This is a genomic window from Nostoc sp. (assembly GCF_036917555.1).
Classification (GTDB): Bacteria; Cyanobacteriota; Cyanobacteriia; order Cyanobacteriales; family Nostocaceae; genus Nostoc.
The window spans coordinates 18224-44177 of the sequence record NZ_JBALDD010000053.1 but is presented as its reverse complement, the minus strand read 5'-3'; the positions used below and the strand labels follow the sequence as shown (position 1 = coordinate 44177).

General features: G+C 39.9%; 21 protein-coding genes. 10 read left to right on the top strand and 11 right to left on the bottom strand.

The features are described 5' to 3' along the window. Window positions 1–190 precede the first annotated feature (190 nt). Entirely contained in the window at window positions 191–1792 is a 1602-nt protein-coding gene (locus tag V7K60_RS20550; protein ID WP_334927820.1) for a peptide ligase PGM1-related protein, read from the top strand. 98 nt (window positions 1793–1890) lie between these two features. On the opposite strand, the gene V7K60_RS20545 is transcribed toward V7K60_RS20550, so the two are convergent. Next, entirely contained in the window at window positions 1891–3675 is a 1785-nt protein-coding gene (locus V7K60_RS20545; protein ID WP_334927818.1) for a serine/threonine protein kinase, read from the bottom strand. Between the two features lie 393 nt (window positions 3676–4068). On the opposite strand from V7K60_RS20545, the gene V7K60_RS20540 reads away from it, so the two are divergent. Together V7K60_RS20540 and V7K60_RS20535 are read left to right on the top strand one after the other, a co-directional pair. Further along, window positions 4069–4500, top strand: coding sequence for an EamA family transporter (locus V7K60_RS20540; protein ID WP_334824509.1), 432 nt, complete (start codon window positions 4069–4071; stop codon window positions 4498–4500). 455 nt (window positions 4501–4955) lie between these two features. Next, window positions 4956–5108, top strand: coding sequence for a hypothetical protein (locus V7K60_RS20535; protein WP_334927816.1), 153 nt, complete (start codon window positions 4956–4958; stop codon window positions 5106–5108). 49 nt (window positions 5109–5157) lie between these two features. On the opposite strand, the gene V7K60_RS20530 is transcribed toward V7K60_RS20535, so the two are convergent. The 3 genes from V7K60_RS20530 to V7K60_RS20520 form a co-directional block, all read right to left on the bottom strand. Then, complete coding sequence (locus V7K60_RS20530; RefSeq protein ID WP_334927814.1) at window positions 5158–5868, bottom strand: Uma2 family endonuclease; 711 nt, start codon at window positions 5866–5868, stop codon at window positions 5158–5160. Between the two features lie 193 nt (window positions 5869–6061). Beyond that, the gene (locus tag V7K60_RS20525; RefSeq protein ID WP_334927812.1) at window positions 6062–6199 is read right to left on the bottom strand and encodes a hypothetical protein; all 138 of its coding nucleotides are present in this window, start codon (window positions 6197–6199) and stop codon (window positions 6062–6064) included. A gap of 170 nt (window positions 6200–6369) precedes the next feature. Beyond that, complete coding sequence (locus V7K60_RS20520; protein WP_334927810.1) at window positions 6370–8778, bottom strand: NB-ARC domain-containing protein; 2409 nt, start codon at window positions 8776–8778, stop codon at window positions 6370–6372. Between the two features lie 179 nt (window positions 8779–8957). Here V7K60_RS20520 and V7K60_RS20515 point away from each other — a divergent pair, with 179 nt between their 5' ends. Beyond that, entirely contained in the window at window positions 8958–9656 is a 699-nt protein-coding gene (locus V7K60_RS20515) for a Uma2 family endonuclease (RefSeq protein ID WP_334927808.1), read from the top strand. Window positions 9657–9670: 14 nt separating this feature from the next. Here V7K60_RS20515 and V7K60_RS20510 read toward each other — a convergent pair whose 3' ends face one another. Then, window positions 9671–10597 (bottom strand): STM4504/CBY_0614 family protein, encoded by a 927-nt coding sequence (locus V7K60_RS20510; RefSeq protein ID WP_334927806.1) that lies wholly within the window; start codon window positions 10595–10597, stop codon window positions 9671–9673. Window positions 10598–10888: 291 nt separating this feature from the next. Here V7K60_RS20510 and V7K60_RS20505 point away from each other — a divergent pair, with 291 nt between their 5' ends. The 4 genes from V7K60_RS20505 (at window position 10889) to V7K60_RS20490 (ending at window position 15877) form a co-directional block, all read left to right on the top strand. Further along, window positions 10889–11824, top strand: a complete 936-nt coding sequence (locus V7K60_RS20505; protein ID WP_334927804.1) for a ferritin-like domain-containing protein — start codon at window positions 10889–10891, stop codon at window positions 11822–11824. Window positions 11825–11847: 23 nt separating this feature from the next. After that, window positions 11848–12630, top strand: a complete 783-nt coding sequence (locus V7K60_RS20500) for an isoprenyl transferase (protein WP_334927802.1) — start codon at window positions 11848–11850, stop codon at window positions 12628–12630. 261 nt (window positions 12631–12891) lie between these two features. Beyond that, window positions 12892–13263 (top strand): hypothetical protein, encoded by a 372-nt coding sequence (locus tag V7K60_RS20495; RefSeq protein ID WP_334927801.1) that lies wholly within the window; start codon window positions 12892–12894, stop codon window positions 13261–13263. A 694-nt stretch (window positions 13264–13957) separates the two neighbouring features. Further along, on the top strand, window positions 13958–15877 hold the full coding sequence (locus V7K60_RS20490) for an iron uptake porin (RefSeq protein ID WP_334927922.1): 1920 nt from the start codon (window positions 13958–13960) through the stop codon (window positions 15875–15877). Between the two features lie 381 nt (window positions 15878–16258). Here the strand turns inward: V7K60_RS20490 and V7K60_RS20485 are convergent, their stop codons facing one another. Continuing rightward, window positions 16259–16423 (bottom strand): hypothetical protein, encoded by a 165-nt coding sequence (locus V7K60_RS20485; protein ID WP_334927799.1) that lies wholly within the window; start codon window positions 16421–16423, stop codon window positions 16259–16261. 369 nt (window positions 16424–16792) lie between these two features. Continuing rightward, window positions 16793–17110, bottom strand: a complete 318-nt coding sequence (gene trxA, locus V7K60_RS20480; RefSeq protein WP_292818787.1) for a thioredoxin — start codon at window positions 17108–17110, stop codon at window positions 16793–16795. Between the two features lie 656 nt (window positions 17111–17766). Here trxA and fabG point away from each other — a divergent pair. Then, window positions 17767–18513, top strand: a complete 747-nt coding sequence (gene fabG, locus V7K60_RS20475) for a 3-oxoacyl-[acyl-carrier-protein] reductase (RefSeq protein ID WP_334927797.1) — start codon at window positions 17767–17769, stop codon at window positions 18511–18513. Between the two features lie 814 nt (window positions 18514–19327). Here fabG and V7K60_RS20470 read toward each other — a convergent pair. The 3 genes from V7K60_RS20470 to V7K60_RS20460 all read right to left on the bottom strand — a co-directional run bounded on the left by V7K60_RS20470 (window position 19328) and on the right by V7K60_RS20460 (window position 24345). Then, window positions 19328–22024 carry an SUMF1/EgtB/PvdO family nonheme iron enzyme gene (locus V7K60_RS20470; protein WP_334927795.1) on the bottom strand — a complete coding sequence of 899 codons (2697 nt, stop codon included), beginning with the start codon at window positions 22022–22024 and terminating at the stop codon, window positions 19328–19330. A 171-nt stretch (window positions 22025–22195) separates the two neighbouring features. Next, window positions 22196–23176, bottom strand: a complete 981-nt coding sequence (locus V7K60_RS20465) for an AAA family ATPase (RefSeq protein WP_334927793.1) — start codon at window positions 23174–23176, stop codon at window positions 22196–22198. Then, complete coding sequence (locus tag V7K60_RS20460) at window positions 23173–24345, bottom strand: hypothetical protein (RefSeq protein WP_334927791.1); 1173 nt, start codon at window positions 24343–24345, stop codon at window positions 23173–23175. The genes V7K60_RS20465 and V7K60_RS20460 overlap by 4 nt, the downstream gene beginning before the upstream one ends. Window positions 24346–24460: 115 nt before the next feature. Between V7K60_RS20460 and V7K60_RS20455 the strand changes: the two genes are divergently transcribed. Beyond that, window positions 24461–24721 carry a hypothetical protein gene (locus V7K60_RS20455; RefSeq protein WP_334927789.1) on the top strand — a complete coding sequence of 87 codons (261 nt, stop codon included), beginning with the start codon at window positions 24461–24463 and terminating at the stop codon, window positions 24719–24721. Window positions 24722–24789: 68 nt separating this feature from the next. On the opposite strand, the gene V7K60_RS20450 is transcribed toward V7K60_RS20455, so the two are convergent. Continuing rightward, window positions 24790–25872 carry an MraY family glycosyltransferase gene (locus V7K60_RS20450; RefSeq protein ID WP_334927787.1) on the bottom strand — a complete coding sequence of 361 codons (1083 nt, stop codon included), beginning with the start codon at window positions 25870–25872 and terminating at the stop codon, window positions 24790–24792. Between the last annotated feature and the right edge of the window lie 82 nt (window positions 25873–25954).

Here is a 25954-nt window from a genome sequence, read left to right as displayed (position 1 = left end):
CAATTAGCTCAACCTTAAGACTGAAAAGAAATTAAAGAAGTCAGGGTTTTAGGGGGAGCTAAAAGTTTGATTGATCCTTGTGGACTTCTAGAAATTTTTTACAAAACTACCTGAATCTTGACACGGCGACTATACATTTTCCAAAAGGCTGTGTGGTGCGCTACATTGAGATCATTAGAGGGCAGGGTTTATGGCAACATTAAATATTTCTGAGTTAGAACAAGTTGAAAAGTTTCGGCACTTACAATTAACCCTGCGCGATCGCTGGAAAACGAGTGAACTATTTGACAATAGTGAAGCAGATATTTTAATTATTCCTTCCCTGAGTATCGACCAGGGCGAACTCCAAAAAATTGAAGGCTGCGAGCATTATGAAGAAAGATTACTATTTTCCTTAATTCGGTTGCAGAATCCCCAGACTCGACTGATTTATGTAACATCAGTACCACTGCATCCTAGTATCATTGATTATTATCTGCAACTGTTGCCAGGAATTCCCTTTTCTCATGCTCGCAATCGCTTACTGCTACTTTCTACTTACGATTCCTCCCTTAAGCCTCTGAGCCAAAAGATTTTAGAACGCCCCCGGCTGCTAGAGCGGATTCGTCAATCTTTGAGGCTAGACAAATCATTTATGATCTGCTACAACTCTACCTACTGGGAAGGCGAATTGTCTTTAAAATTAGGTGTGCCACTGTATGCTGCTGCACCAGATTTACAGATTTGGGGGACAAAAAGTGGTAGTCGGCAAATCTTCAAAGAAAGCGGAATACCGCATCCAGATGGCAGCGAAAAAGTTTGGAACCACACAGATATGGCAGAAGCTACCGTTGATTTGTGGGAACGCCAACCAACATTAAAACGGGTAGTAGTAAAACTTAACGAGGGCATTTCTGGAGAGGGGAATGCATTGTTGGATCTTAGACCGATAGAGAATTTAGCGCCAAACATTGGTACTCATGCTGAAAGGATAGCAGCAATTAGCGATCGCTTATCAACAATGCGCTTTCAAGCAAAACAAGAAACTTGGGATAGTTTTTTGGGAAAAATGCCTGAGTTAGGTGCAATCGCTGAAGCATTTGTGGAAGGGGAAATTAAGCGATCGCCCAGTGTCCAAGGACGGATCACACCCCAGGGCGAAGTGGAAATCCTTTCAACTCACGACCAAATTCTTGGAGGCCCAGACGGTCAAATTTACCTTGGTTGTCGGTTTCCTGCTGATGAAAGATATCGATTGCAATTACAGCAATTAGGACTTCAAGTCGGCAAAAAATTAGCAGAGAAAGGCACTTTAGAGCGATTTGGATTAGATTTTATTGCCGTTGACAAGGGTAACGGAGAGTGGGATATTCAGGCGATCGAAATTAACCTACGTAAAGGCGGTACAACTCATCCATTCATGACCCTGAAATTATTAACGAACGGCCGCTATGACCTTTCTACGGGTTTATTTTATAGTCAACAAGGTCGTCCAAAATATTACATTGCCACTGATAATCTGCAAAAAGAGCGCTATCAGGGATTATTACCTAATGATTTAATGGATATTATTGCTCACCACAGATTGCACTTCGACAGCGGTACAGAAACTGGTACAGTGTTTCATCTGATGGGTTGCCTTTCACAGTTTGGCAAGATGGGATTAACCAGCATCGGTGATTCTCCGCAACAAGCACAAGACATTTATAACAAAGTTGTGAAAGTTCTGGATGAAGAAACGCGCAGCGAAAATCGTAATTTCTCGGCGTTTTCAGATTATTCCTTTCCCGTTGTTTGGGATGAACATAGTTAATTTGTTAAGAAGTGTAAACTGAGAGGGTCGTCTAAAAGCTGAAAAGCTTATTGTTTCGTAGACCCCCTCAGGTGACTTACTGATAACTGATTAGCTGATTAGTTTTGAATGCGCTGATCGCTGTTAGGTAAATTTTGCTGGGTGTTTGGCTGTTTACGAGATTGCGATTGAGTATATATATAGGTTACTACTGCTAAAGTCAGCCCAATGGCCAATACCACCCCCAGAATTCGCAAAAAATTGGGATTAATTCTCGTAGTTAGCTGCTCACTTAACCTTGGTTGGTAAATAGTATCATCCGTTCGTGCTTGTGGTCTGCTTTGATTAGATGCAGGTCGTGGCTGATACAACGTCACATCTGGTTGCACTGGTGGTTTACTTTGATTAGATGCTGGTCGCGGCTGAAACAACGTCTTATCTGGTGGAACTGGTGGTCTACTTTGATTAGATGCTGGTCGCGGCTGAAACAACGTCTTATCTGGTGGTACTTGTTGACCACCTTGATTAGATCCTGGTCGTGGTTGATATAATGTCACATCAGGTTTGCTGGCGTTCTGATTATTCACAGGACTCCGTTGATTTTGCTCAACTGGGTTAAATGGTCTGGGAACGGTTTCGTGGTTTGAACCTTGGTTCTGTCCAGCCTGAATGGGAGGAACGGTTTGCTCAGATTGGTTTTGCTTAATCGGGTTAAATGGTCTGGGAACAGTTTCGTGATTTGAGCCTTGATTGAAAGCAGATGGAGGACGCACAATCGTGTCGTCGTTCGATTGTCTAGGAACAGTTTCGTGATTTGAGCCTTGATTGGAAGCAGATGGAGGACGCACAATCGTGTCGTCGTTTGATTGTCTGGGAACAGTTTCGTGATTTGAGCCTTGATTAGAAGAAGCTTGCGATCGCCCAGTAATTTGTCCGGGTACACTAGTATTATCTGTGACAAATTTTGCAGCAGCTTGTAAAGCTTGATTCAGTTCTTCTACCGTTGCCAATCGGTTAGCTGGGTTCTTTTGGAGGCATTTCATCACCACCGCTTCTAATTGTACGGGTAAATTTTCACATCCTGGTTGCGATCGCAGTGGTTTTGGTGGCTCATAAGCATGAGCTAATACCCAAGAAGCCTCACTAACATGACTACCCTTAATGCTGATTCCAAAGGGGTCGGCTGCACTCAGCATTTCATAAAGGATAATCCCTAAGCTGTAAATATCACCTCTAGCGTCCAGGTTTTGATCGCTTTGGATTTGTTCGGGAGGTGCGTAACGAAATGTACCGATAAATGTACTAGTTATATTTGTAATATTAGAATTTTCTGAAGATTCACTACGAATTTTGGCAACACCAAAATCCAAAACCTTCACCCACTCTCCCAAATCTGTCGGCATCAAAAATATATTATCTGGTTTCAGGTCGCGATGAATTACCTGAATATGTTCAGTGGTTTTTCCGCCATCCCGCTGGAGAGTCACTCCTTGATGGGCAAGCTGTAAACCCTTACAAACTTGCGCCATAATCTTCACCGTCCGCTCAACAGACAGCCGTTTTTGGCGCAGCAGTAATTGCCCAAGGGTTTGCCCCCGCAAATATTCCATGACGTAAAATGGAAAACCTTCCGGGGTTACACCACAATCACTAATCTTAACAATGTGGTCGCTTTGCAAAGCAGCACAAACTGCCACCTCCCGCTCAAAACGCTTTCTCATTTCGAGTGATGCCACTAACGTATCTTTGAGCAACTTCAACGTTACCTGCTGACCGACACGGGTATCCGTTGCTAAGAAAACTTCTCCCATGCCACCTCCGCCTAACCGTCTGTCTAAACGGTATCGCTGGTTATCACCTACGAAGCGACCATTCCAAGAATTTGAAGAAGGTGGGGATTTCATCTGAGGCAACCCATCCTAGTTACTTTCAGTGTTAACTTTATTCAGAGATAATACTATTATTACAAATATGATTGCTTCATACCTTAGATGAATATTAGTAATATATGCTACTAGTAGTTATATTATTTCAGCTTAACATATTAGTAACTTAAAGTAATGCGATAAATTTGATAAAATATTTAAACTTAAGACCTATAGCAGTTGAAATTTGTTCCTGTAATTAGCGCAAGTTCGACGAGAATCGTCAGCTTCGGTAGTGCTGAGTGACTAAGAGAGTGAAACGGTAAAGCGCAAACTACGAACCTAGCAAGTCAAACTTGACAGACAAGTAATTCAATTTAACACTCTTCTTAAATTACACTGCTAATTTTGACTAGTGAATCAGGAGATAAGATGGAAAGCAACACCACAACATGGTGGATATATGCATTATTGTCAGCTGGCTTTGCAGCATTGACAACTATCTTTGCCAAAATTGGGATAGAAAATGTGAATGCTAATTTAGCAACAGCAATCCGAACTGTTGTCATCTTAGTAGTTGCTTGGGGGATTGTATTTTTTCAGGGAAACGTAGTTAATATCTTAGCTATATCCCAAAAAACCATGATTTTCTTATTATTATCTGGAGTATCTACAGGGTTATCATGGATTTTTTACTTCCAAGCCTTACAAGCAGGAAAAGCTTCCCTTGTTGCACCAATTGATAAATCAAGCTTGGTATTAGTTTTATTGTTTTCAGTCATTTTTTTGGGAGAAACATTAAACTGGAAGATAATTTTAGGAACTGGGTTAGTAGTCATAGGCACTTTAGTTTTAATTATTTAAAATCTTAATTAAGAGGATGTTTTAAAAGTCCTAGTGTTGGGTAGCTTGGAGTGGAAACTTACCTACTTTTAATAATGGAATTTTGAGCATTGCCAAGTCTTTTCAATTGAGATTGTAAGTGGATTTATGCCGTGCTGTACTAATAGTTGACAATGCACTTTTGTCTGCCGTGCTAATAGTCTTTGTGACAACATGACTTAAAGTTTTGCAAAATATATTCTATTAATGTACTCTGGCGTACATGATTAATATGTGCTATTGCCATAAGGAATCAGGATGAGTAACATGCTCTCTATAGCCGCAGTGACTGCAGTACTAAAAGTCTGCTGGAAAATGGTTTAGTCAGCGATCCGATCGCTGCTAGTGTTGGTGATGTGATTGTAACTGCTCTACCGCCCAATTGAATTTCAGTTGAAGTTGACGAGCGTGCCCAAATCAACCTTTTTCTCTATCAAGTGACGCAGAATCACAATGTTACCCAAGACACTGATGCAATCACGATTCCGGTCAAAAATGTAAAACCAGGAACTTATATTGTCCGGGCGCGGGTAGATGGCGCTGAAAGTCCACTGCAAAAGAATCAGTTTGGGGAATATGATTCGCCATAGGGATGTCTAGGACAGGCTGTACCTACGTCAACTACCATAGCAAACAAAATTACTCTGGTAATTCACCAAATCTTTCCCGATAGTGAGCAAGCATGGACTCCATTTGGGCAAGTTGCTGCTCGGCTTGTTGAGGCTGTTGCTGTTCTTGGTGTGCTACTTCTTCTGGCGTGGGTGTCAGTTGTCGATCGGGAGTGAAAAAGCGCAACTTGGATTGATAAACTCCCAAATATAACTGCAATTGCTGACTCCATAGCCAACCTGCTTCATTTGCTTGCAGTTCTTGATAACAGCCATCTAATAAATGAAATCCTTTAAATTCTAAACTTACTGGATCAAACCAAAAATAATCAGGAGTCCGCCAAATATCTTGATAGATTTCCTTTTTTAACCCTCTATCAGTAGCGGCTGTTTTGTCAGAAAGAATCTCTACAATCACATTTGGGTATTTGCCATCTTCTTCCCAAACTACCCAGCTTTTGCGTATTTTGCGTTGGGTATTTAAAACTACAAAGAAGTCGGGGCCTCTAAATTGCTCAGACTTGCGTTGACGCAGACTGTAATAAATCGTCATGTTACCGCAAGCGTAGAAATCTTGATGCTCCTGCCATAACCATTCCAAACACTGAATCAACAGCAGTATTTGCCGCAAGTGAAGTTCTGTTTCCAAAGGTGGTTCATCACTGTATAAATCACCAGGAGGAAATATAATATCTTCTGGTGTGTCTTCTAAAATTATTCCTAAATCTTGAGCAGAAGACATAATAATTTCTCTTTTGATAAGATAAATCTAACTTAACCCAATTCATTCACCTTCAAAAGCGAACGCCCCAGCTTTCTAGAATTATAAGTCTCGCTCACACAAAACACCTGCTGTCATAGAATAATTTCTACTTAAGTCGATAGCGATGCCTGCGGCGGTAAACTACGCCACTAAACAAATTGTATAATTTGATTCAAAAATATGCTTGAGGATGTGAGATGAGCGATCGCATATTTAAGCCCAAGAAAGCAGGTACATCCACTTTTTCCAATCTGTCGCTGCTCTCAGCAACAACTCCAACGCTGACGAATCCAGTGCGCACCTTTGACATCGCAAATAAAGCTCCAATCCAAGCATTCTCTGAGGTATCAACTGACCTGCAAGCAGCTCAGTGTGCTGGCGAACAATCCTAAGAATCACAAGCTATCAAAAAAAAAGCCCGTTCACGACTAATTATTTATGTCGATTTGTTTGCAGAGCCGTCTACTAAATCCAAGATTTTTACATCGGTTCCAATCTACGATTGGTGACACAGATTTGAGTAGCACACTTTAAAATTTTTTCAACTTGTTTCGGTGCTTTGATTTCAGTAAATAGCTGAATTGCTCGATCGAAATTTATTTGACTTTCATCAAATTTTGTCATCTTTTGATTAGTTAAACCCAATTGAAAATAAGCTTCAGCTAGATCGCATTTAGCACCTATTTTATCCAAAAGTTCGATTGCTTCTGTATGATTAACAAAAGCTAATGCAAAATCTGTTTGTTGTCGATGGATTTCTGCTAAACCATTGAGTGTTTTTGCTTTTACCTGCATATAATGACTTTCTTCAGCAAAAGTCAAAGCTTGATAGAATATCTGATTTGCCTGAGAAAATTCGCCTAAATTGACGTAGGTTTGACCCAAAATTTGCATAAAATAGACAAATCTTCCAGTCTGTTCTACCAGTTTTTCGTTCGTAATATTTTGATACACTACATCTGCTAATTGATATGAGGCATCACGCGAACCTAAATAAGAATATACTAAAGCTAAACAAACTGAAGCTTTCTCTGCCCAGCGATGATGCTCGGTATTTTGAGCTAAGTAAATTACTTGTTGAAATAACTTTGCAGCTGCCTCTAGTTCCCACAAATCTATTTTGTAAAGACCAATACTTAATAAAGAATCTACCTCTAGCATTCTCAAATAGTAAACTGTATGTTTATTTTCTGGCTGAGGTACAAGTGATTTGAGTGCTTGGGTTGCCAGAATAATAGTCTTTTCTTGACAAGCGATCGCTTGACTAATCTTACCTGTTATCCAATATAAATCACCTAGTATATTGTAAAGCTCACTGAGATTTTGGTCATTTTCCAGATTATTAACAACTTGATTAATTGCCGCAAGTATTGGTTGAATTAAACCCATACGATACAACGTACTACCAAGAGGCAAAAATTGCTGCCATTGATTATTCCGGCTTTTGAGAATGACCTTACCCGCTAACTTAAATTCATGAATCTCTATGTAGTGATAATATGCTTCTAAAGCTTGCAAAGCATTCTTAAAGGTTTCAATTTGTTTAACATTAGTTGTCCAGAATTCTGCGGCTTTGTGGTTGGCAATTTCCCATTCATCGCTGGGGCGTAGACGTGCGATCGCCTCTGCACGAATCACCGGATGCAACCAGTATTCACCTTTATCGCACTCCACCAAAGACCGATTTCTCAATGAGGCAATGATTTGGCGATGTTGATCAGGTGGGACATCCCAAAGTAAACAAAACAATCCTTGAGATGGAATGGTGGGTATATCTTGGTAACGATAACATCCCAAACGACAAAGCAGGCGATATGCTTGGGGGTCGAGGGCTTGCAGGCGATTGATTTGACTAACCGCTAAATTTTTTAAGTCGGTTGCTGCTAACGGATCAGCATGATTTTCTTGCCAATAAAGAACCATGTCACCGTCAAAATCCTCCACAATCGAACCACAGAGAATTCCCATTGCTTTAGCATTACCGCCATAAGTGCGATGCATGATTTGCAAAGTTGGTGAGTTGATAGTTAACCCACGGTTGCTAAAAAACTGTTGCCATGCACTTTGATCCAAACCAGGAAGCCGATAGTGATTCACATTTAGCCCAGGTTCACAAAGGCGATCGCGACTGGTAATCAAGGTAACAGATTGCACTCTAGCATCAGCCAACACCCGTAATAGTTCTACATAGTTGCGGTGAGAAGCAATCAGCCCACCTTGTCGATCTAATGCAGGTTCAAGATTGTCAATTAACACCCCAATCCGGCGATTATGGAGTTCGCGCTTGAGTCGTCCCAATGTAACCCCAAATTCTACCCCAGGTTCTTGATCAAAATCTTGTTTGAGCCATTCCTCTACTACTCGTTCGGCGGGGGTGATATTTTGCGTTTCCTTCGCCATCAGCAGTTCTAAAACCAAGTCAAACCCCTGATGGAGATATTGCTGCGCTAGAGTAGTTTTTCCTAAACCGCCTTCACCTTGGATCACAATGACTTTCGAGCCTTGATTTACCAAAGTATTCAAGTGAGCGATCGCTTCTGTTCGTCCAATAAAATTGGTATCCTCTAATTTTGGGGTGGGGTGTGGCGTTCTGGAGTAATCAATCAGACTAGATGATATAGCAGTAGTTTTTCTCAGAACTCGCTCCAAAGTAGCGCGACAATTACTTTTAGTTATCTTTTCTCGCAATACTTTAGAAAGCAGTTTCCATAACTGAGAACCAGCATCCTTGGCGTGTCCTTCCGTACAACCGTAAGAATCAGCGATATCCAAGTATTTTCTACCCAACCAAACTTGCACAAGAATCACTTTTTGCAAATCGCTCAACTGTTCCCCAGTCTGAGGGGGAATTATGGCGTCTAACCATGCTAATGCTGCTTCAGCGTCCATTGTGTAACGACGAGGGTAGGTCAGATTTTAAGGACAACTATAAATCAATCTACAGTTATGTTGCTGAAGTTTTCGGATAAGATTCTGTAAATCCGACTTTTTTCCCGACTTTTCCGAATAAAGCCTTCTAATCTAATTAAAATAAAACTCATTAGGTAACATCAGCACCATCATTACTTATGGTGAAATCAGACCCCCGTCAATTGCCTAGTAGTGCTGAACTTCCTTGTTCAGACGATACCCCTGTGGATAACGAAGACCAGAACTTTATTCCCAATTTGCTTCTCTTTTTACTGCAATATATTTGGGCAAACCGTAATGACTGGTTTTTCAGTGTGGATATGGGTGTTTACCATACCACAGGGGTTAGTCCACTTGTGCCGATTGTACCAGATGGATTTTTGAGCTTAGGTGTAGAACGCCGCAAAGCAGATAAATCTCGTAAAAGCTATGTTGTTTGGGAAGAAAACAACATTGTGCCTATCTTGGCTATAGAGATTGTCTCCTTAACTCCGGGTGGCGAATACGACAAAAAATTAGACACTTATGCCAAGTTAGGGGTACTGTACTACATTATTTACAATCCAGAGTATTGGCAACGCGATCGCCACCAACCTTTTGAAGTTTATCGCTTAGTAAATGGTAGCTATCAGCTGCAAATTGGTGAACCCTTTTGGATGCCAGAAATCGGCTTGGGAATCGGTAGAGGGCAATACGTATCTGGTAATATCCAGTGTCAGGTTTTGTATTGGTATGACCAGCAAGGAAAGCGCTATCAAACTCCAGAAGAAGCTGAACAGCAAACTCGCCAGCAGCTTGAATTAGTACAACAACAACTTGAGCGTTATCGTCAGCAATTTGGAGATTTGCCAGAATAAGGCAAGCATTAGCTTTAAGGCAGCGCCTTCTCCGCTTCTAGCAAAAATAGAATTGTGCTTGCCGTCATGTGAAGCTGGTAAGCAGCAAAGTGTTGTGGTACAGTAAGTGGTTGAGAACCTTGACCATGACCTGCATTTTTATTTCTCATAGTAGGAACTCCACTTTCAAGATTTGATTTTAGTGAGGTAAATTGAGTCTGTAAGTAAGGTTTAATTAAATTGTTCTGTAAGCAAACATTAATAAGATTTTTCGCCGTATCCCCAGGTTGATAAATCCAGCCTTGAATATTACAAATAGTTTTCATAGTACTCTCGAAAGCTTTGAGACAGTCAACAAGACATTCCTTATAGCGTCCATGTCTGTAATGTTCGTGTGCTTTCAAAAATTCCTCATTTGCTCCCTCAAATTTGCTATCACTTAATAAGTGTAAAACTGGCTTAACTGCCTCAGCATGAATAATCTGAGAATCAACTCTTATAATTTCACCCGATTCATACTGATAGCCTATTCCGTGTTCTCTAAACCTAATGTTCAATTCCTCAATAGCATCATCAGGTGTAATTTCTGGCTCAGTGAACTTAATGATATTCGGTTCTCTATAAAATCTATCAATCAGTCTAAAAGTTAGTTCTATGGCATCAATAACCTGATTTATCTCTTCATTTTGCAAAATAAAATTTCTGACATCATGAATGTGATCTATTAGGCTTAAACTAATTTTATGTACCAGTGACAATTTTCCATATTCACGGCATAGGATATCGTGAATCAACTTATACATATCTAAAGTTTCTTCATTTTCCTGCTTTCCTAGAGCATCACTCATAATATAAATTATCTGTACACGAAGCGGAGTAGGGATATCGTCATACTGATAAACATCAGAGACTTCTCCCATAAGTATTTTTTGACGTTTTGAGTATATATCGTAGACTTTCATACTTAAGAAAACTATATACAATACATATATACTACAATAGTCATAACTATGTTGTCTGTAACAGTTTTATACTAATCTAGATACTTACAAACATCATTTACATAGAGAGTTGAAGCGTAAAGTAGCATACTCAATAAATTTTTTTGGCAAAAATAGATACATCTGTAAACCAGCTTTTTCCCCGACTTTTGCAACCTTATCACATAAAACTGCCGACTTCAGCCGACTGACAAACGATAGTGCGATCGCTTAGGCTATTGGGCATAGAGATAAAAATTTAAGTATAAAAAGATGCTTAACACCCTCAGCCCAATCACAGAAGACTTAGCAGGTCAAAGCTATCCCTGTCCTCATTACTTGCAAACACAGCATCGCATTCGTTCCCTGATAGACAGATATATTGCAGTCGAAAAACTACATGATCGTCTGCAAGATTTACCGATACAGTTTGCCAATCCTCAACCGCGTCCCTGGAAACCCATTGATTGGCAGACGATTAACCGCAATCAAATTATCGGCTTAGACGCAGAGGTATTTTTATCTATATTGATCGGTGCAATGGATACAGAAGCTCCCATTCGCGGCTATACCCAAACCAGTCGCCAATATTTGGAAAAATTGCATCCTCAGATGGCTCGGTTTGTTGGTGGAACAGTCGGTAAAGATGGCGAATTGCTGGAACTTGGTTTGTGGGAAAAGGAAGAACGTCAGCACACACCTGCATTAATCAAAATCTACACCCAACTAACAGGCGAGAAAATTACCCCCAAACTTCGGACAGTTAGAAGCTATCTCCCTACAGATGACGCCAAAGAAGACTTATATCGCCACGGTTTACATCGCATTACCACAGAATATGGTGCTACCTGTCTTTATATTTGGTTGATGGCTCATACCACTGGTGCACTCCAGGATGTTCTAGAGGAATTAGCACAGGATGAAATCAACCACATGACCAAATTCTGGGGGTTTGGAGTCTGGACTTTCCCTGATACTGGGTTAATGCGAATTGGACGCACGCTAATCAAAACGCGATCGCAAAACTATCAACGCAACAACCTCATGCGTACTCTCCGGCGGATGATGGGTACTCTTAACTGGAATGCTTGGTCATTAACCAACAAAATAACTCTCCTCTTCACCTTCACTTACACAATGCATCGCTTGTGGAGTTGGAACAATAGCCTCACACCAGACTATCTGCAAAATTTATTTGAAACTAATTAGTCAAAACAAAGGACAAATGACAAATGACAAATACTTCAGCTTCGCTCAGTACAAGTGACAAATCAAAATTACCCACCGATTTAAATCCCCAAAAAATCCCCCAACATATCGCTGTGATCATGGATGGTAACGGACGATGGGCAACCAGTCGAGGATTACCACGCATTGCTGGACATCGCCAAGGAGCAAAGACACTCAAAGAACTATTGCGTTGCTGCAAATATTGGGGAATCAAAGCGTTGACAGCCTACGCTTTCTCAACAGAAAATTGGCAGCGTCCCGTTGAAGAAGTGGATTTTCTGATGCATTTGTTTGAGCGATTACTACACCGTGAGTTAGCTCAAATGCATCAAGAAGGAGTACGAATCTCCTTTATTGGAGATTTATCGGCTTTACCCAAGTCTCTACAGACTGAAATGGAGCGTTCAATGGCAGAGACGTTGAACAATCAAGCAATCCACTTTACTGTTGCAGTCAATTACGGTAGCCGCAACGAAATTACCAGAGTTTGTCGTCAAGTAGCTCAACTCGTACAACAGGGCGAACTCAGTGCCCAAGAAGTGAATGAAAGTCTTGTAGAACAACACCTCTACACAACAAATACTCCAGAACCCGATTTGCTGATTCGTACTAGTGGTGAGATGCGATTGAGTAATTTTCTCTTGTGGCAAATGGCTTATACAGAAATGTATTTCACCGATATTCTTTGGCCAGATTTTAATAGAGAAGCATTTCATCAAGCTTTGTTGAGCTACCAAAATCGCGATCGCCGTTTTGGTCAAGTTAAAGCTTCATTATCAGCTTAGTGTACCAAACACCAGACATTGTATGAAGAAGGCAGGAGGCAGAGGGCAATATTCCTTCTGCCTTCTGCCTTCTGCCTTTCTTGATAAAGTAAAAGCACCCACACTACCACGATGGTAGATGAGCGCTCACAAATAAAACATTATCGAGGATAATCTATCTGCTATGACAGACCGAAGTAACTATAAGAATAGCAGGCACTGGGTAAATAAACTGCAAGGGTAGTTACAAATGTTTTGTTAAAAATATTACTTACCGTCAACATGATGCTTGATTTAGGCAAAATCCAATCGATTGCAAAATCATGTTCTCTGCAAGAACTCTTTGCTGCTTTGGTTTGGCAGCGTCGGTTCAATCAGTTTGATGGCGAAGAGGTAATTACTGACCTTTCCAACCACAGAAATTTATGGTCAAGCTTTCTGTTCACAAAACCAATCTTTGCACCAGATGAAAACGGTTTAAGCTTTGGTGGTATGGTTGATACCCTACTTGCAATGGCAAACTATCGCCCCATGCCTGAAACCAGCATCATCCATTTCATTGCCTATCCTGCCGATACACTGTACATCCTTAGTAGAGAACCAAGACACAAAAGTGTCAGAGCTTTTAGACTTAGGCAAAAAATGGCGAGCTGATTCAGTAGAGGTAAGTGATGGCACGAATGAAGATTATGGTTTGCGCCTGAAGCGCCGACTGAGAGCTAGATTGGAAGGGGCCCTCTCAGGTGAAGATGTTCACCGATATTCTGATGCGGTCATTGTTTGTTATTGGTGGGATTGAATACTTGAAATATCTCAATTAGAGAAATCGTGGATTACAATATGCTGTTTTCTTCCCGATTTTAGCCTGTACCCAAATTGAGCAGCGATCGCAACCTCTTAATTTTTTTTGAGTAAATTATTCTTTGTTAGGTATTGAACCGAAATCCTTGGCTCAATACCTATATTCGTTATCACAAAATCAGACTTATTTAATTATTATTTTGTCAATATAGCAATTATCTTTTATATTTGAACAGAGAAAATTTGCAAGGCTTATGAATCAAGCATTTTACGTAAAGCATTGCTCAAAAACCATTTAGGATTGCTATCGTAATTATAAAAACTATCAATATGATGTATTGTTAATTCTTTCCCAAAATAGTATTTACTATAATTTAATGCTTGCGATATAAGCTGATGTTTTGGTAAGTTAATTCAGAAAAAATCCTGATATCCAAAATTTAAAGTTAACAAGACTCTCTTGCTAAATCTACTTTAAATTTACTTATCAATCCATTTTAAAATCGCAATGAATTTTTCCACTATTTTATAGGTGTTGGGAGTCATGATGGCAAAATATCTACTAGCTTTTGCTAGTGGGATGGGATTTTTATGTTTAATTGCTGGGTTATCACCTGTGCAAGCCCTTCCTAATTTAAAAATTGCAGATAAAAACGTAGCTGTTAATCAAAAGGACGGCAGCTATGAAAAGAATTATTCTCATCAAAGCGATTTAACAAATAATATCTCCAGTAAATTGCTGATAGCTAATGAAATTCAAAAAAACTTACCCTCAGTCAATCAACAGCAAAAAATTCAAGATATAAGAGTAGATTCTGCTGTTAACTTGTGGCAGCCAATCATTCCACAATCTGCAAGTTTATCTTCAACCTCATACAAACTTGCACAAGTAACATCCGTATCACAATTGTCTGATGTACAGCCGAATGATTGGGCTTTTCAGGCACTCCAATCTTTAGTCGAGCGCTATGGTTGTATCGCAGGTTATCCCAATCAAACCTATCGTGGTAATCGGGCCATGACTCGCTACGAATTTGCTGCTGGCTTAAATGCTTGTTTAGACCGAATCAACGAACTGATTGCGACTGCAACTGGTGATTTGGTCAATAAAGAAGATTTAGCCACGTTGCAGAAACTACAAGAGCAATTTGCACCGGAATTGGCAACATTGCGGGGTCGAGTAGATTCTGTAGAAGCTCGCACAGCAGAAATAGAAGCAAATCAGTTTTCTACTACGACCAAACTGAATGGTGAGGTAATTATTGCTGGTGTTGGTGCTAGCGGCGGCGCTCCTAATGACAGTGACCCGAACATCATCCTAGTTAATAGAGTGCGGTTAAATCTCACCACTAGCTTTACTGGTAAAGATTCATTAATCACTGGATTGCAAGCCTATAACTTTTTGGGTGGAGCCGATGGACAGGGTAGCCTGCAACAAAGTTTAGGATTAGCTGCGCCACTTTTAAGTGCAAGTAGCGCTCGTACCAGTTTTGAGCCGCAATTTCCGGGGTTAAATGTCAATACTTTGTCGGGTGTTGGCGCAAACAGTATTCAGCTTTACAAATTGCTGTATATCTTTCCCGTCGCTAATAAATTAACCTTGTTTGCTGGAACTGCGGCAGAAACATCAGATGCTTTCCCAGCAATTACGCCTTTTTATGGTGAAGGACAAGAGTCAATTTCTCGTTTTGGCAACTTGAATCCTGTGCTACGGGTTTCTGGGGGGACTTCGGGTACTGGTTTAGCATCGGCGGCGGGATTTATTTTTAACATTTCGCCAAATTTTGATTTAAGAGCTTTATACGGCAGTGTAAATGCCAATTTACCCGAAAAATCTGCTAATGAAGCAGTACCAGGAGTTTCTACTACACCTTTGGGAGCAGGTTTATTTAGTGGTAGTAGTATTATTGCCACACAGTTAACCTTCAAGCCAAGTTCTGCTCTGGATATTGGTTTAAACTATGCCCACAGTTATCACGAAATCAATATTTTGGCTACAGGATTAGTTAGTAGTGATATCGGTGCTTTATCAGGGGTTGCAGCTGGAACACCGCTTACACTCAACTCTGTTGGCGGTACGGTAACATGGCGATTGTCTCCCAAAATAGCATTATCTGGCTACGGTGCAGCAATATTTGTTGATGCTTCTTCCAATACCGTGGATGCTTCCACCACCTTTACAAGTTGGATGGCGGGAATTCACTTCAAAGATTTATTCAAGTCAGGAAACACTGCCGGGATTCTTTTTGGTCAGCCGCTTTTCCGTAGTGATACTGGTGGTTCTGCTCAACTTACGCCCACAGGCGACAATCGGGCGACTCCTTACCATTTAGAAGCCTATTACCGCCTTCAAGTTACCGATAATATTAGCATTACCCCTGGTGCGTTTGTTCTCTTTAACCCAGAAGGTAACAGCAACAATGATACTACGACTGTAGGTGTACTTCGGACTACTTTTACATTTTAAGAGATTGGAAGTAGGCACTCAAAATCCCCCAAGAACTTGGGGGATTTTGATATTGGATAACAAAGTTCACAGCAGACCTCTTGCACAAATCAACAATAAAGAACGCCACCCCGATGCTTTAGCTATCCATTAGTCACATCTTTAAAAGGAGTGTCGAGGATAAAATAATGACTAATAAATACGTATAAATTCAGTGGATGTTTATCGAATAATATTGTTTGGTTTTTGACAAAAATATAGTCACATTGCCCAAAATATGTTGTGCAAAACTAATCTGATGTCTACGTTGGTGACTGAGCTTACCGAATGGGCGAAGTGCAGGCTAAATTAAAAATGAACTGTGTAGGTATAGCTCATTGTATATATCGCCCTACAAATAACCTAATTATTTATTTTACCTGATTTAGGAGTTTGATTTGAAAGGTGGTGCTTTTGTATAACCCGCTCAATCTGGCAAGTCACCGCATCTATTCTATTTTTAACCTTATCAAAATCAAGATTCACCCAAATATAGGGTTTGTCAGGTCTTTGCTGCTTTCTTTTCATATATGGTTTTACTTGTCAATATACTTTGTTATATCTATACAATATAGTTTTCTCAATTTCTAAACTACTTTCTCTAGACAGATAAGTAAATATGCTTAATATTTACTTAAGGTTTTATCGCAATCCGATTTTATTTTTAAACTTATTTGCGTGGTACTCAAAGTACAGCGCAAGCGCCAGAGGCAGGGAGTAGGGAATCAACCTTAGTTATACAGAGTTTTTTCACGCAATCAAATAAAAGTCTTATAGCTCCTAAAAGTTCAACCAAACGATGATTTGATTAATCTGGGCAGACATTATTATCTATCTATTGAAAGAGACGCAATATTTCGCGCCTCTAAGAACCAAAATCAAAATTCTAAGGTTAGCTTAAATCTTTGTTTGTAGATATTGCACCAACTGCGGTGCTTGCATCACTCCTTCTATCCGCTCTACAGGCTTACCCTGCTTAAACAATACTAAGGTTGGAAGAGAAGCAATTTTATACTCAGTAGCTAAATCTGTGTATTTTTCTGTGTCGATTTTTACAATCCTTAAGCGATCCTTAAGTTGGGCATTGACTTGCTCTAAAATTGGCACCATCATTTGACAGGGGCCACACCAGTCAGCATAAAAATCTACTAATACAGGTACATCAGAAGCAGATAGCATCTCTTCAAAGCTGTTAAATTGCTTTTTCGTTGCCATGTGACACACACCGATTTTCAATTGTTTGTTTCAATAGTAGTTCTTAGAAAATAAAATAGGTATAGGTTCATGAGTTTTTGTTGGTAAAAGATTAGATTAGTTAATATAAAATGATTTCCCAGCCAAAAATCTTAAATAATTATAATCAAACCCGTATATTCTTTGAGGTTGTGCATCTAGATGAAATATGTATTTAAACCTATCCTGACCAGCCAAATAATTATAGAGGCTTTCACAAGAGTGATATCTACGATGGGTGTAGATGCAACACTTTCTAGTCTATCCAGTCAGGCGAATATATTACTTAAAGTTATCGATACATTCACAGAGAAATAACTATAGATATTTAATTATAGTAAAACGTTAATTCGTGTTAATTGAGTTATGTAGTAATCCTATTTAATTTGTGAAAATTGCAACCCGCAGATCCTTGACAACTTTTATGAAGTCGGGGGTCTTGTTTCTGCGCGTTTGATTCAGGATAGCTATATCTAGCTAAATACGACGTATAACTTTATCTATTAGCTATCTAACTTGCATCATGACAGCAAGATTATCACCCCGCAAGAGTTAGATTTTATTCAGACAATATTCAGATGTTCCCGAAATCGCCATAAGATAATTAGCGCAGTATTTCTAAGATTGAGGAACATTAAATGACACTATTACAAGATAAAGTCGCAATTGTCACAGGTGCATCCAGAGGAATTGGCCGAGCGATCGCAATTGAATTAGCCTCACAAGGAGCGATCGCAGTTGTCAATTATGCCAGTTCAAGTGCTGCTGCTGAGGCAGTTGTTACAGAAATTACAGATGCGGGAGGTCAGGCGATCGCCATCCAAGCTGACGTTTCTAAAAGCGATCAAGTAGACGCACTAGTTAACACCGTCATGGAAAAGTTCCGCCGTGTGGATATTTTAGTCAACAACGCAGGTATTACGCGCGACACACTGCTTTTACGTTTGAAGCCAGAAGATTGGCAAGCAGTGATAGACCTAAATCTAACTGGTGTTTTCTTATGTACACGCGCCGCCAGTAAAATTATGCTGAAGCAGCGATCGGGGCGGATTATCAACATTACCTCTGTTGCTGGGCAAATGGGCAACCCAGGTCAATCAAACTACAGCGCTGCTAAAGCAGGTGTCATCGGCTTCACCAAAAGCGTTGCCAAAGAACTTGCCTCTCGTGGGATCACCGTTAACGCCGTCGCCCCTGGATTCATTACCACCGACATGACCAGCAATCTCAACAACTCCGAAGATATTCTCAAATACATTCCACTCAGTCGCTTCGGTCAGCCCGAAGAAGTCGCTGGCATGGTGCGCTTCCTCGCCGCCGACCCCGCCGCCGCCTACGTCACTGGACAAGTCTTTAACGTCGATGGCGGTATGGTAATGGCGTGAATAGTGCTGAGTTAAGAGTAGAGACGCAATTAATCGCGTCTCTACAGCAATTTTCATAGCCTGTGTTACGCTTTCGGCGTAATGCACCGATTTTATTTCAGTAGTTCACTCTCAATACGGTTCGGTTAAGATCCCCCGCCTGTGGCAACCCCGTTAAAAAGGGGGTAAACAGGAGACAGAACAAGCCTTTTTTAAGCTACTGTGTATAGAACCGTATTGAGTTCACTCTCGTAAATCGAGTTTTCAACTTCAAAATCAAGTTTTCAACTTCAAAATCGAGTTTTCAACTTCAAAACTAACTTCATAGCTCGTAAACCTCTCCTTATCAACAAATTTTGGCAAATATACCAGTATTTATCCTGTATGCTAATCCTAATGCTCTAAAGCTAATAGAATTAGGTAACTCTTCGACTCAATAGACCTCTTGCAAAAATAGTTTTGCAAGAAGGGGAGGTTTTAGGATTGGGGGTATAACCTCTCGTGAATTGACCAACAGTTTCATTCTATTCACCAAGGTAAGGAATTTTAATAATTTCGCTTATTTTGCTGTTTAATACTCTTTTATTGCTCTGAAAAAATAAAAATATTTGTAGTAGCGCGGCAAGCTTAATTTGTTATGTTGAGTAATCATAGAATAGTTTCCTTTGCGACTTTCTAGGTTTTTTGAATAATTGGTAAATCTTCCATTCCTTTTGTGATATAGTCATAAAAGATAAATCACATTCTATAATAGTACTTAGTTGCAAAAAGTTAGCTCATTTGGCTCCGCTACACTTAAAGAGGGTAAAGAGCAAAATTGCTAGAGTGTAAAGTGCTAAAGCTCCCTCACCACAGCAGCGTATACCAACCGAAAGCCGCAGCTGTACAGGAAGTTGAAGCTGTTAGGTTTGCCCATACCTCGGTCAGCGTAACGACAGTCTTCAGGATTGTTGCCCCACGAACCACCCCTTAGCACCCGATAATCCTTATTGTTATCTAATAAAGTAATCTGTTTACTACCGTCATTAGGCGCATCTTTATAGTTATCCTGCCAAACATCAGCACACCATTCCCAAACATTGCCATGCATATCAAATAGACCAAAAGCATTAGGTGTAAAGGTTTTTACTGATGTAGTTTTTTTTCGATGCTCTCCTTTAGGTTCATCTCTAAAAGTTTTACTAGCATTATAATTCGCTAACTTACCAGTAATTGTCTCACCAAAATGGAATGGTGTTGTAGTATCAGCACTACAGGCGTATTCCCACTCCGCTTCACTGGGCAAACGATATTGTCGTCTGCTTTTTTCAGAGAGCCTATTGCAAAACTCCTCAGCATCATACCACGAAACACACTCTACAGGAAGATCGTTACCTTTAAAATGTGATGGGTCTGGTTTCAAGTCGCGTTCAATTTTTGGCAATTTGGCCACTACTCGCCATTGAGCTTGAGTTACAGGATATTTCCCCATAAAAAATGGTTGCACAGTTACATCATGCTGGGGGTGCTCATCCTCATCACCTTCCCCATCCGGTGAACCCATTTTAAATTTGCCCCCAGGAATAGCCACCATTTCCAGGTTGATATTATCATCTAAATATTCAGTAAAATATCTCGCTTGTTTAGTTACCTGTTTAATAATTTGACCGCGACGGTTAACAGTCACAACTTCAAAGGAAAATGGGTATGTATGGATTTCACCTAAAATATCTGGACGCTCTAACACAACTCCTTGGACATTAACACTTTCTCCAAAACCTAATTGTTTCAATTGATTTTGAGCAGCTACTTTTCCTGCTTCATCACCACGCACCAAAGCACCATAAATTTTAGCGACAACTAGCAAAGGTTCATATTTTTCTCTTAAAGGTTCTGCCAAAGTTTCAATTACTTCAGCCAAACGTACCAACTCTGCTTTGTTATTTTCCAAATACGCTTGACGCAGTTTCTCTGCTAGTTCTTTGGCAGCTTCATCTCCTTTTTTGATATAAGCTAAAGCTGTCCATTGCTGCACCTGCAATAAATCAGATGATAAAGAATCTGGTTGGTGTTTTTTAACTTGGCGATTAATATATTCAATCAAAAATTGCGAAAGTTCTTGAAGCCGTTGTTCGCCAAACTGTTCTTGGCAAAGCCTTAGTAATTCATTGCGAACTTCACGCTCCATTTCATACAGTTCAGTATCGACTTCTCGGCACAAATCTGAGAGTAGTAAATCAGCAACAACATACCAAGGTGTTTCAGATTCTTTAAAAAACTTCCACCATAAACAATAGAGTAAATTTGGCGTCAAAACCAGGGAAAAAGCTGCATGATAGGCAAAATTCAAATGCGCTTCCCTAAACATGATGCCAAAAGCTTCTATTTGTCCCTTGGCATTATATTCTTCGATTTCCCAAATATTGAAACTGCCAAATTGCTCTTTTTTACTAGCTTTATTCTCTGCTTGTTTTAAAAAATTTCTAATACTTGGCTTACCATCAAATAACCATTGCAGCATTTGGCCATATTCAGCAGACTCTAGTGCAAACATTGGTACTAATGAACTTATCTCGGCAATAAATTTAGCAGTGGTATCTCGCCAGTGAAAGCGCGGGAGAGGATTAAGCCACGCTACTCTGTTGACGCGAGGTATGAGCATTGCCAAAAAGTCAACAGTTTCCTCCCATCTTGAGGGTACTGTCCGACGACGTGCTGCCCCAGCATCGCTAACTATAACAACAACTAAAGTCTTTTTTTGAGAAAAACGGCTCAAAATAGACTTGATAGATTCTCCTTGCCAACATTGCGAATCATAGTAAAGTTCTTCAGTCGGACTATTGCGAAAATAGTAAATTTTTGCTCCTTGCCAAATTTTTACTAATTGACGACAGAAGGGATGAAAAGGAACCATTGAGCCTTCTTGGTCAATTAACAATACTACTTCTCTATACTGAATTTTTGGAGCAGTTAAAACAGGTTTGAGAAAAAACCCCCGTTTGGCAACATCTGTAACTGTCTCACGGATATCTATTTGACTAGGAATACTACTTGGCAACTTTTGCGTCAGTAACCGCCAACCTCGTTGCAATTGTTCACGCCGGACAGGAAAATAATCTCCTTCTTTTAGCTTTGTAGAAACAGCTTTAACAATAGCCTCGTCGCTAGGCGTAGGGATTAATAATTCCGGTTCTTTCTCTGGCTGATTTGGATGCTCATCAATTGCGCTTGGTGGCTTACTGTTCTCAGGTGAACTTGTCTTTGAAAGTGCTGTATCTTCTGGAATTGGTGGCTCGATAATTGGAGATTTGCTCAGTCTTGCCGGATGGGATATCATTTCATTCCAGCACTGGTCAAAAAGGCGCTGTTGTTGCCGAGATTTTACCCAGATAGTTTGACACAACCGCGCTACTGCTTGTTTATCAGCAATATCTAATCCTGCTTCAATAGACTGCAATAATGCTTCCACTGCTAAATAATACTGGTCAATACCTAAAGGCAACCCAGTTTCTCGCAGTCGTAAAAATAAATTTAGCAGTGGCGGTTCACTCATGCTTTTTGCATTTAACAGTTATCTTAATATCTTGCACCAAATCTTGATGATTATAAATTGTGGCTATAGAGGCAAAGTCCGCTTCCGAGCAGTAAGAAAAAATTGAGAGTTAAACCCACAAAGGTGGGTTTTGTTTGTGTAGACGCGGTTTCTAACTTTTGACTCACTTATTCACAACCCATATTCGCTTTTATCTTGGCGACTCTTGAACAATGTACTACCAAAGGGATATCGTTCGTTTTCCAGTTTTTTGAGAACTTTTTCTGGAGGATAATCATTTAAAACTGTAAACCAATCGATTAATTCACTGGTGCTAACTTTTTTGGCTGTTTCCTCTTTGTCATCATTCATTTCAGACCGCAATTCTAAAAAGCGTTCAATGGCTTTATCGACTAACTTATGTGGTTGTGATTTAAATCTTGCCTGAATAATTTTTTTGAGATCATCTTTATTATCGGGGAACTCAATGTAATGATACAGGCAGCGCCGCAAAAAAGCATTAGGTAGTTCTTTTTCTTGATTAGATGTAATAAAAACTATCGGTGGTGCTTCAGGATTAGCTTCTAACCATTTCGGAGGACGCAAATCTTTGATTTCAAAACATTGGTCTTCTAAAGCCAGTAACAGGTCATTGGGAAAATCTGTATCAGCTTTATCAATTTCGTCAATTAAAACTATAGTTCGATATTTAGGATTTTCTTGATTCTCTTTTTCATCTAAATAATATTTATTAAAAGCGTGACCTAACGGCCCCAGTTCAAGATAATCTTTCGGATTAGCTGGGTCAGATTTATCGTCTTTAATTTCTACTTTTGCCAGTTGTGCAGCTTGTAACCTGCCAATATAGTCGTAGCTATAAAATCCATCTTGAGCTTTGCTAGTTGACTGCACATTCCAAAGACGATAATCCCATTCATAATTAGTATATTGTTTACTAAATTCATAGAAAACAGCACGAGCAAGTTCGCTTTTGCCACAACCTGGTTCTCCTTCTAGCAGCAATGGCCGATTTAGTTTGATTGCTAAATTTACAGCTTCTTTCAGAGAATTACTAGGGTAATAAGCATACAAATTGCGTCGTAATTGCTCATTCCACTCACCTCCATTAGCAGGGTGAATTTTTCCGGTATACTTAATTATTTCTGGATTCATGGGTATCTCTGCCATATATCAGCAAATTTAGTTTGTCTACATTTAAAGTGATTATAAATTTCTTGAAGTAATTTTAGTGTATCGCCATTACTTTTTTGGATTAAGCTGTCGGCAATCCTTTCTGCGTCATTTTGAGACAACGGTTTTAGCATTTTTGCCCCAATCTCCAATAATACATTAACTATATCTTCTTTATCTTTTTCTTCAAATGGATTAGCTGGAGGTAGTTCGATAATTTGCGTTGATTCTATTTGCTGCACATTGGCTTGATTATTAGGTAGCAAAAACATGAACATTCTACCTGGAGTTTTTGTTTTAGTTAATTTCTCAACTAAAGGCAGCCAAAAATTACTAATTATTTCCTTGCAGTCATAAGGATCATCAATAACAATAAGTAAATTCTCTCTTTTCAAAGATTCAACAAGCCTTGTTCTAGGATATTGTCTTTCAAAGCGAGATGAGAGTTCATTAATACTTGGTAAAGAGTGCCTAGAACCTGATAAGAAAAAGGGCTTGCATTTTAGTCTATTGATGTTTTCAATCTCCAACTCTAACCGTCTCAGCATCCAGGTTCGACTATACTTACACGTATTAGCAACTAGAAAAGGCTTATTTCGATTGCTAAAGTTTGTCTTAAGTAATTTAATTTGTGTTTTATGGTTAAATGAACTCAATCCTTCCTTCAAAAGATTAGGCTGATTATTAGACTCCCTTTCAATAGGAGGTAATTCAGCAACATCACGCCAATTTTCTATTCCTAATGCCTCGCAGAAAGCAATAAAGACATCTTTATCAATTGGTTTTCTTTCTTTATGCAAGAAATTTTTCCAGTTTCTATATGTAATTCCTTTAGTATGAATTTCTTTTGATTTAATGAATTTCACAAAATATTCACTATCAATTTTTCTCAAACTATTGTTTTTTAATTCATTAATATATTCCCAAACTAAATTTGTTGATTCACTAGTAAAAATTTTATTTGTTGCCAAAGTTTCAATATTTTCAATGGTCAAGGGTGTATCATCAGTAATTTTATCTACTGCTTTTTTGAATTCCTGCTGACTAGTAATAATCAGAGCTTCGCTATTTTGGTCTGTCGTCCATCCCTCCTCCTCTCTCTTTTTGTTAATTTCTTCAATTCCTTCTTTTGAAGCCTTGATTTTTACCATTACTTGTCTGCGATCGCTCTACTCAATTAGCTCCTGATCAGATCCTGATCAGATTTTTGCACTTTTTAAGCGATTTGATTGACTAAAAGGGTGAGTACAACAGGAAATTGAAGCAATGAAAGATAAATTGACTCAGCAAGCTAACTTAGCCCATAAAGTATATGTCAGCACCACCGTACTGAGTGGACTGCTACTCGTGACTAGTGTTGGTCTTGAGGGAATAGATAAAGTTCCTCAAGGGACAACAACTGGTTTGACAAAAGTGGCTGTGGTGATGATGGACAAGACCAAAAAAATGTCTCAAGATGCCAATCGTCAGATGTTGGAAGAAGCTTTAAAAAACACCAAAAGACCGCCAAATTGGCCTTTGGACTAGTTTTGCACTGGTTGTACCTGGTGTTTGATGGTGGGTGAAGGCGATCACTTAACCCACCCTACAAGCAACTAAGGCTGTTGGCGTATCCTTTGCCAGACAGTAAAACCTAGAAGAATGATAATACTAATGGCGGTAGTCATAATCACAGCTAAACTCATGCCTTGTATTCTCATCGCCAGCAAGTTGAAAAATAAGGTAATTGACCAAAGCGTGAACGCAGCATGGCGCTGGGAAAGTCCCCAAGCAAGTAAGCGGTGGTGCAGATGATCTTTGCCTGGAGTACTCAGAGGGTTATTTCCTGCTAGTAACCGCCGCACAAATACTTGAGTGGTGTCTAGCACCGGTAACAACAGAAATAAAACCGTAGGAATTAGCGCATAAATTGTGTTTTGTTGCAGTTTGCCTAAAATACTAGTTGCTGCCAACACATAACCGAAAAAGTATGCTCCGGCATCACCCATAATAATTCGTGATGGATGGAAATTATGGCGCAAAAATCCTAGTGCAGCACCTCCCAAAGCTGCGAGTACCAAGATTGCCGCGGCACGATTGTTAAATTGAGCTGCAACGCCCAACAAACTCATGGCGGTAATAAAGCTAATTCCTCCTGCCAGGCCATCCATACCATCCATCAAGTTGATGGCGTTGGTAATCCCTACTACCCATAGTACTGTTAGCAACATGGACAGAAGCGAGTCGATGGGAGTGCCAAACAGGACTTTGACGCTGATGCCATTTGCTACGAGCAACAGTGCCGTGACAATTTGCGCCCACAATCGAACAGAGGGCGGTAAGCCAAACTGATCGTCAATAAAGCCCACAAGGACTAATATCGAACCCCCCAACAGAATAGTGAGCACCTGAGCCAATACGTTTTGGAGTTCGATCGGTCGTAAAAGGCTAGCTAATACCAGCGCGGCAATCACGCCCGCGTAGATAGCCAGCCCCCCTGCATTAGGTAAAGGTTCTCGGTTGAGTCGCCGTGCGTTGGGTTGGTCAGCCCAACCTACCCGCAAGGCGAATTTGCGTACTGTCGGAATTAAACGCCAAGTTACAAGGCAAGCCAAGAGGAACGTAAATACTACTGCCAACCAGCCGGTGCCGCTAGGGTCGGCAATACCAAGGGACTTAAGGGAGTTGTCTAGATTCATCTCCCAATTCAAGCATTACTGCCAGTATCTAATATGAGCATCACCTGTATATTAATCAATTTTTTTATTTCCATTTGTAACT

What these genes read in the sequence shown, in the direction of transcription:
- V7K60_RS20550 (WP_334927820.1), top strand. Translation starts at nt 191, where the DNA reads ATGGCAACATTAAATATTTCTGAGTTAGAACAAGTTGAAAAGTTTCGG.
- V7K60_RS20545 (WP_334927818.1), bottom strand. Translation starts at nt 3,675, where the DNA reads ATGAAATCCCCACCTTCTTCAAATTCTTGGAATGGTCGCTTCGTAGGT.
- V7K60_RS20540 (WP_334824509.1), top strand. Translation starts at nt 4,069, where the DNA reads ATGGAAAGCAACACCACAACATGGTGGATATATGCATTATTGTCAGCT.
- V7K60_RS20530 (WP_334927814.1), bottom strand. Translation starts at nt 5,868, where the DNA reads ATGTCTTCTGCTCAAGATTTAGGAATAATTTTAGAAGACACACCAGAA.
- V7K60_RS20525 (WP_334927812.1), bottom strand. Translation starts at nt 6,199, where the DNA reads ATGTCAAAGGTGCGCACTGGATTCGTCAGCGTTGGAGTTGTTGCTGAG.
- V7K60_RS20520 (WP_334927810.1), bottom strand. Translation starts at nt 8,778, where the DNA reads ATGGACGCTGAAGCAGCATTAGCATGGTTAGACGCCATAATTCCCCCT.
- V7K60_RS20515 (WP_334927808.1), top strand. Translation starts at nt 8,958, where the DNA reads ATGGTGAAATCAGACCCCCGTCAATTGCCTAGTAGTGCTGAACTTCCT.
- V7K60_RS20510 (WP_334927806.1), bottom strand. Translation starts at nt 10,597, where the DNA reads ATGAAAGTCTACGATATATACTCAAAACGTCAAAAAATACTTATGGGA.
- V7K60_RS20505 (WP_334927804.1), top strand. Translation starts at nt 10,889, where the DNA reads ATGCTTAACACCCTCAGCCCAATCACAGAAGACTTAGCAGGTCAAAGC.
- V7K60_RS20500 (WP_334927802.1), top strand. Translation starts at nt 11,848, where the DNA reads ATGACAAATACTTCAGCTTCGCTCAGTACAAGTGACAAATCAAAATTA.
- V7K60_RS20495 (WP_334927801.1), top strand. Translation starts at nt 12,892, where the DNA reads ATGATGCTTGATTTAGGCAAAATCCAATCGATTGCAAAATCATGTTCT.
- V7K60_RS20490 (WP_334927922.1), top strand. Translation starts at nt 13,958, where the DNA reads ATGGCAAAATATCTACTAGCTTTTGCTAGTGGGATGGGATTTTTATGT.
- V7K60_RS20485 (WP_334927799.1), bottom strand. Translation starts at nt 16,423, where the DNA reads ATGAAAAGAAAGCAGCAAAGACCTGACAAACCCTATATTTGGGTGAAT.
- trxA (WP_292818787.1), bottom strand. Translation starts at nt 17,110, where the DNA reads ATGGCAACGAAAAAGCAATTTAACAGCTTTGAAGAGATGCTATCTGCT.
- fabG (WP_334927797.1), top strand. Translation starts at nt 17,767, where the DNA reads ATGACACTATTACAAGATAAAGTCGCAATTGTCACAGGTGCATCCAGA.
- V7K60_RS20470 (WP_334927795.1), bottom strand. Translation starts at nt 22,024, where the DNA reads ATGAGTGAACCGCCACTGCTAAATTTATTTTTACGACTGCGAGAAACT.
- V7K60_RS20465 (WP_334927793.1), bottom strand. Translation starts at nt 23,176, where the DNA reads ATGAATCCAGAAATAATTAAGTATACCGGAAAAATTCACCCTGCTAAT.
- V7K60_RS20460 (WP_334927791.1), bottom strand. Translation starts at nt 24,345, where the DNA reads ATGGTAAAAATCAAGGCTTCAAAAGAAGGAATTGAAGAAATTAACAAA.
- V7K60_RS20455 (WP_334927789.1), top strand. Translation starts at nt 24,461, where the DNA reads ATGAAAGATAAATTGACTCAGCAAGCTAACTTAGCCCATAAAGTATAT.
- V7K60_RS20450 (WP_334927787.1), bottom strand. Translation starts at nt 25,872, where the DNA reads ATGAATCTAGACAACTCCCTTAAGTCCCTTGGTATTGCCGACCCTAGC.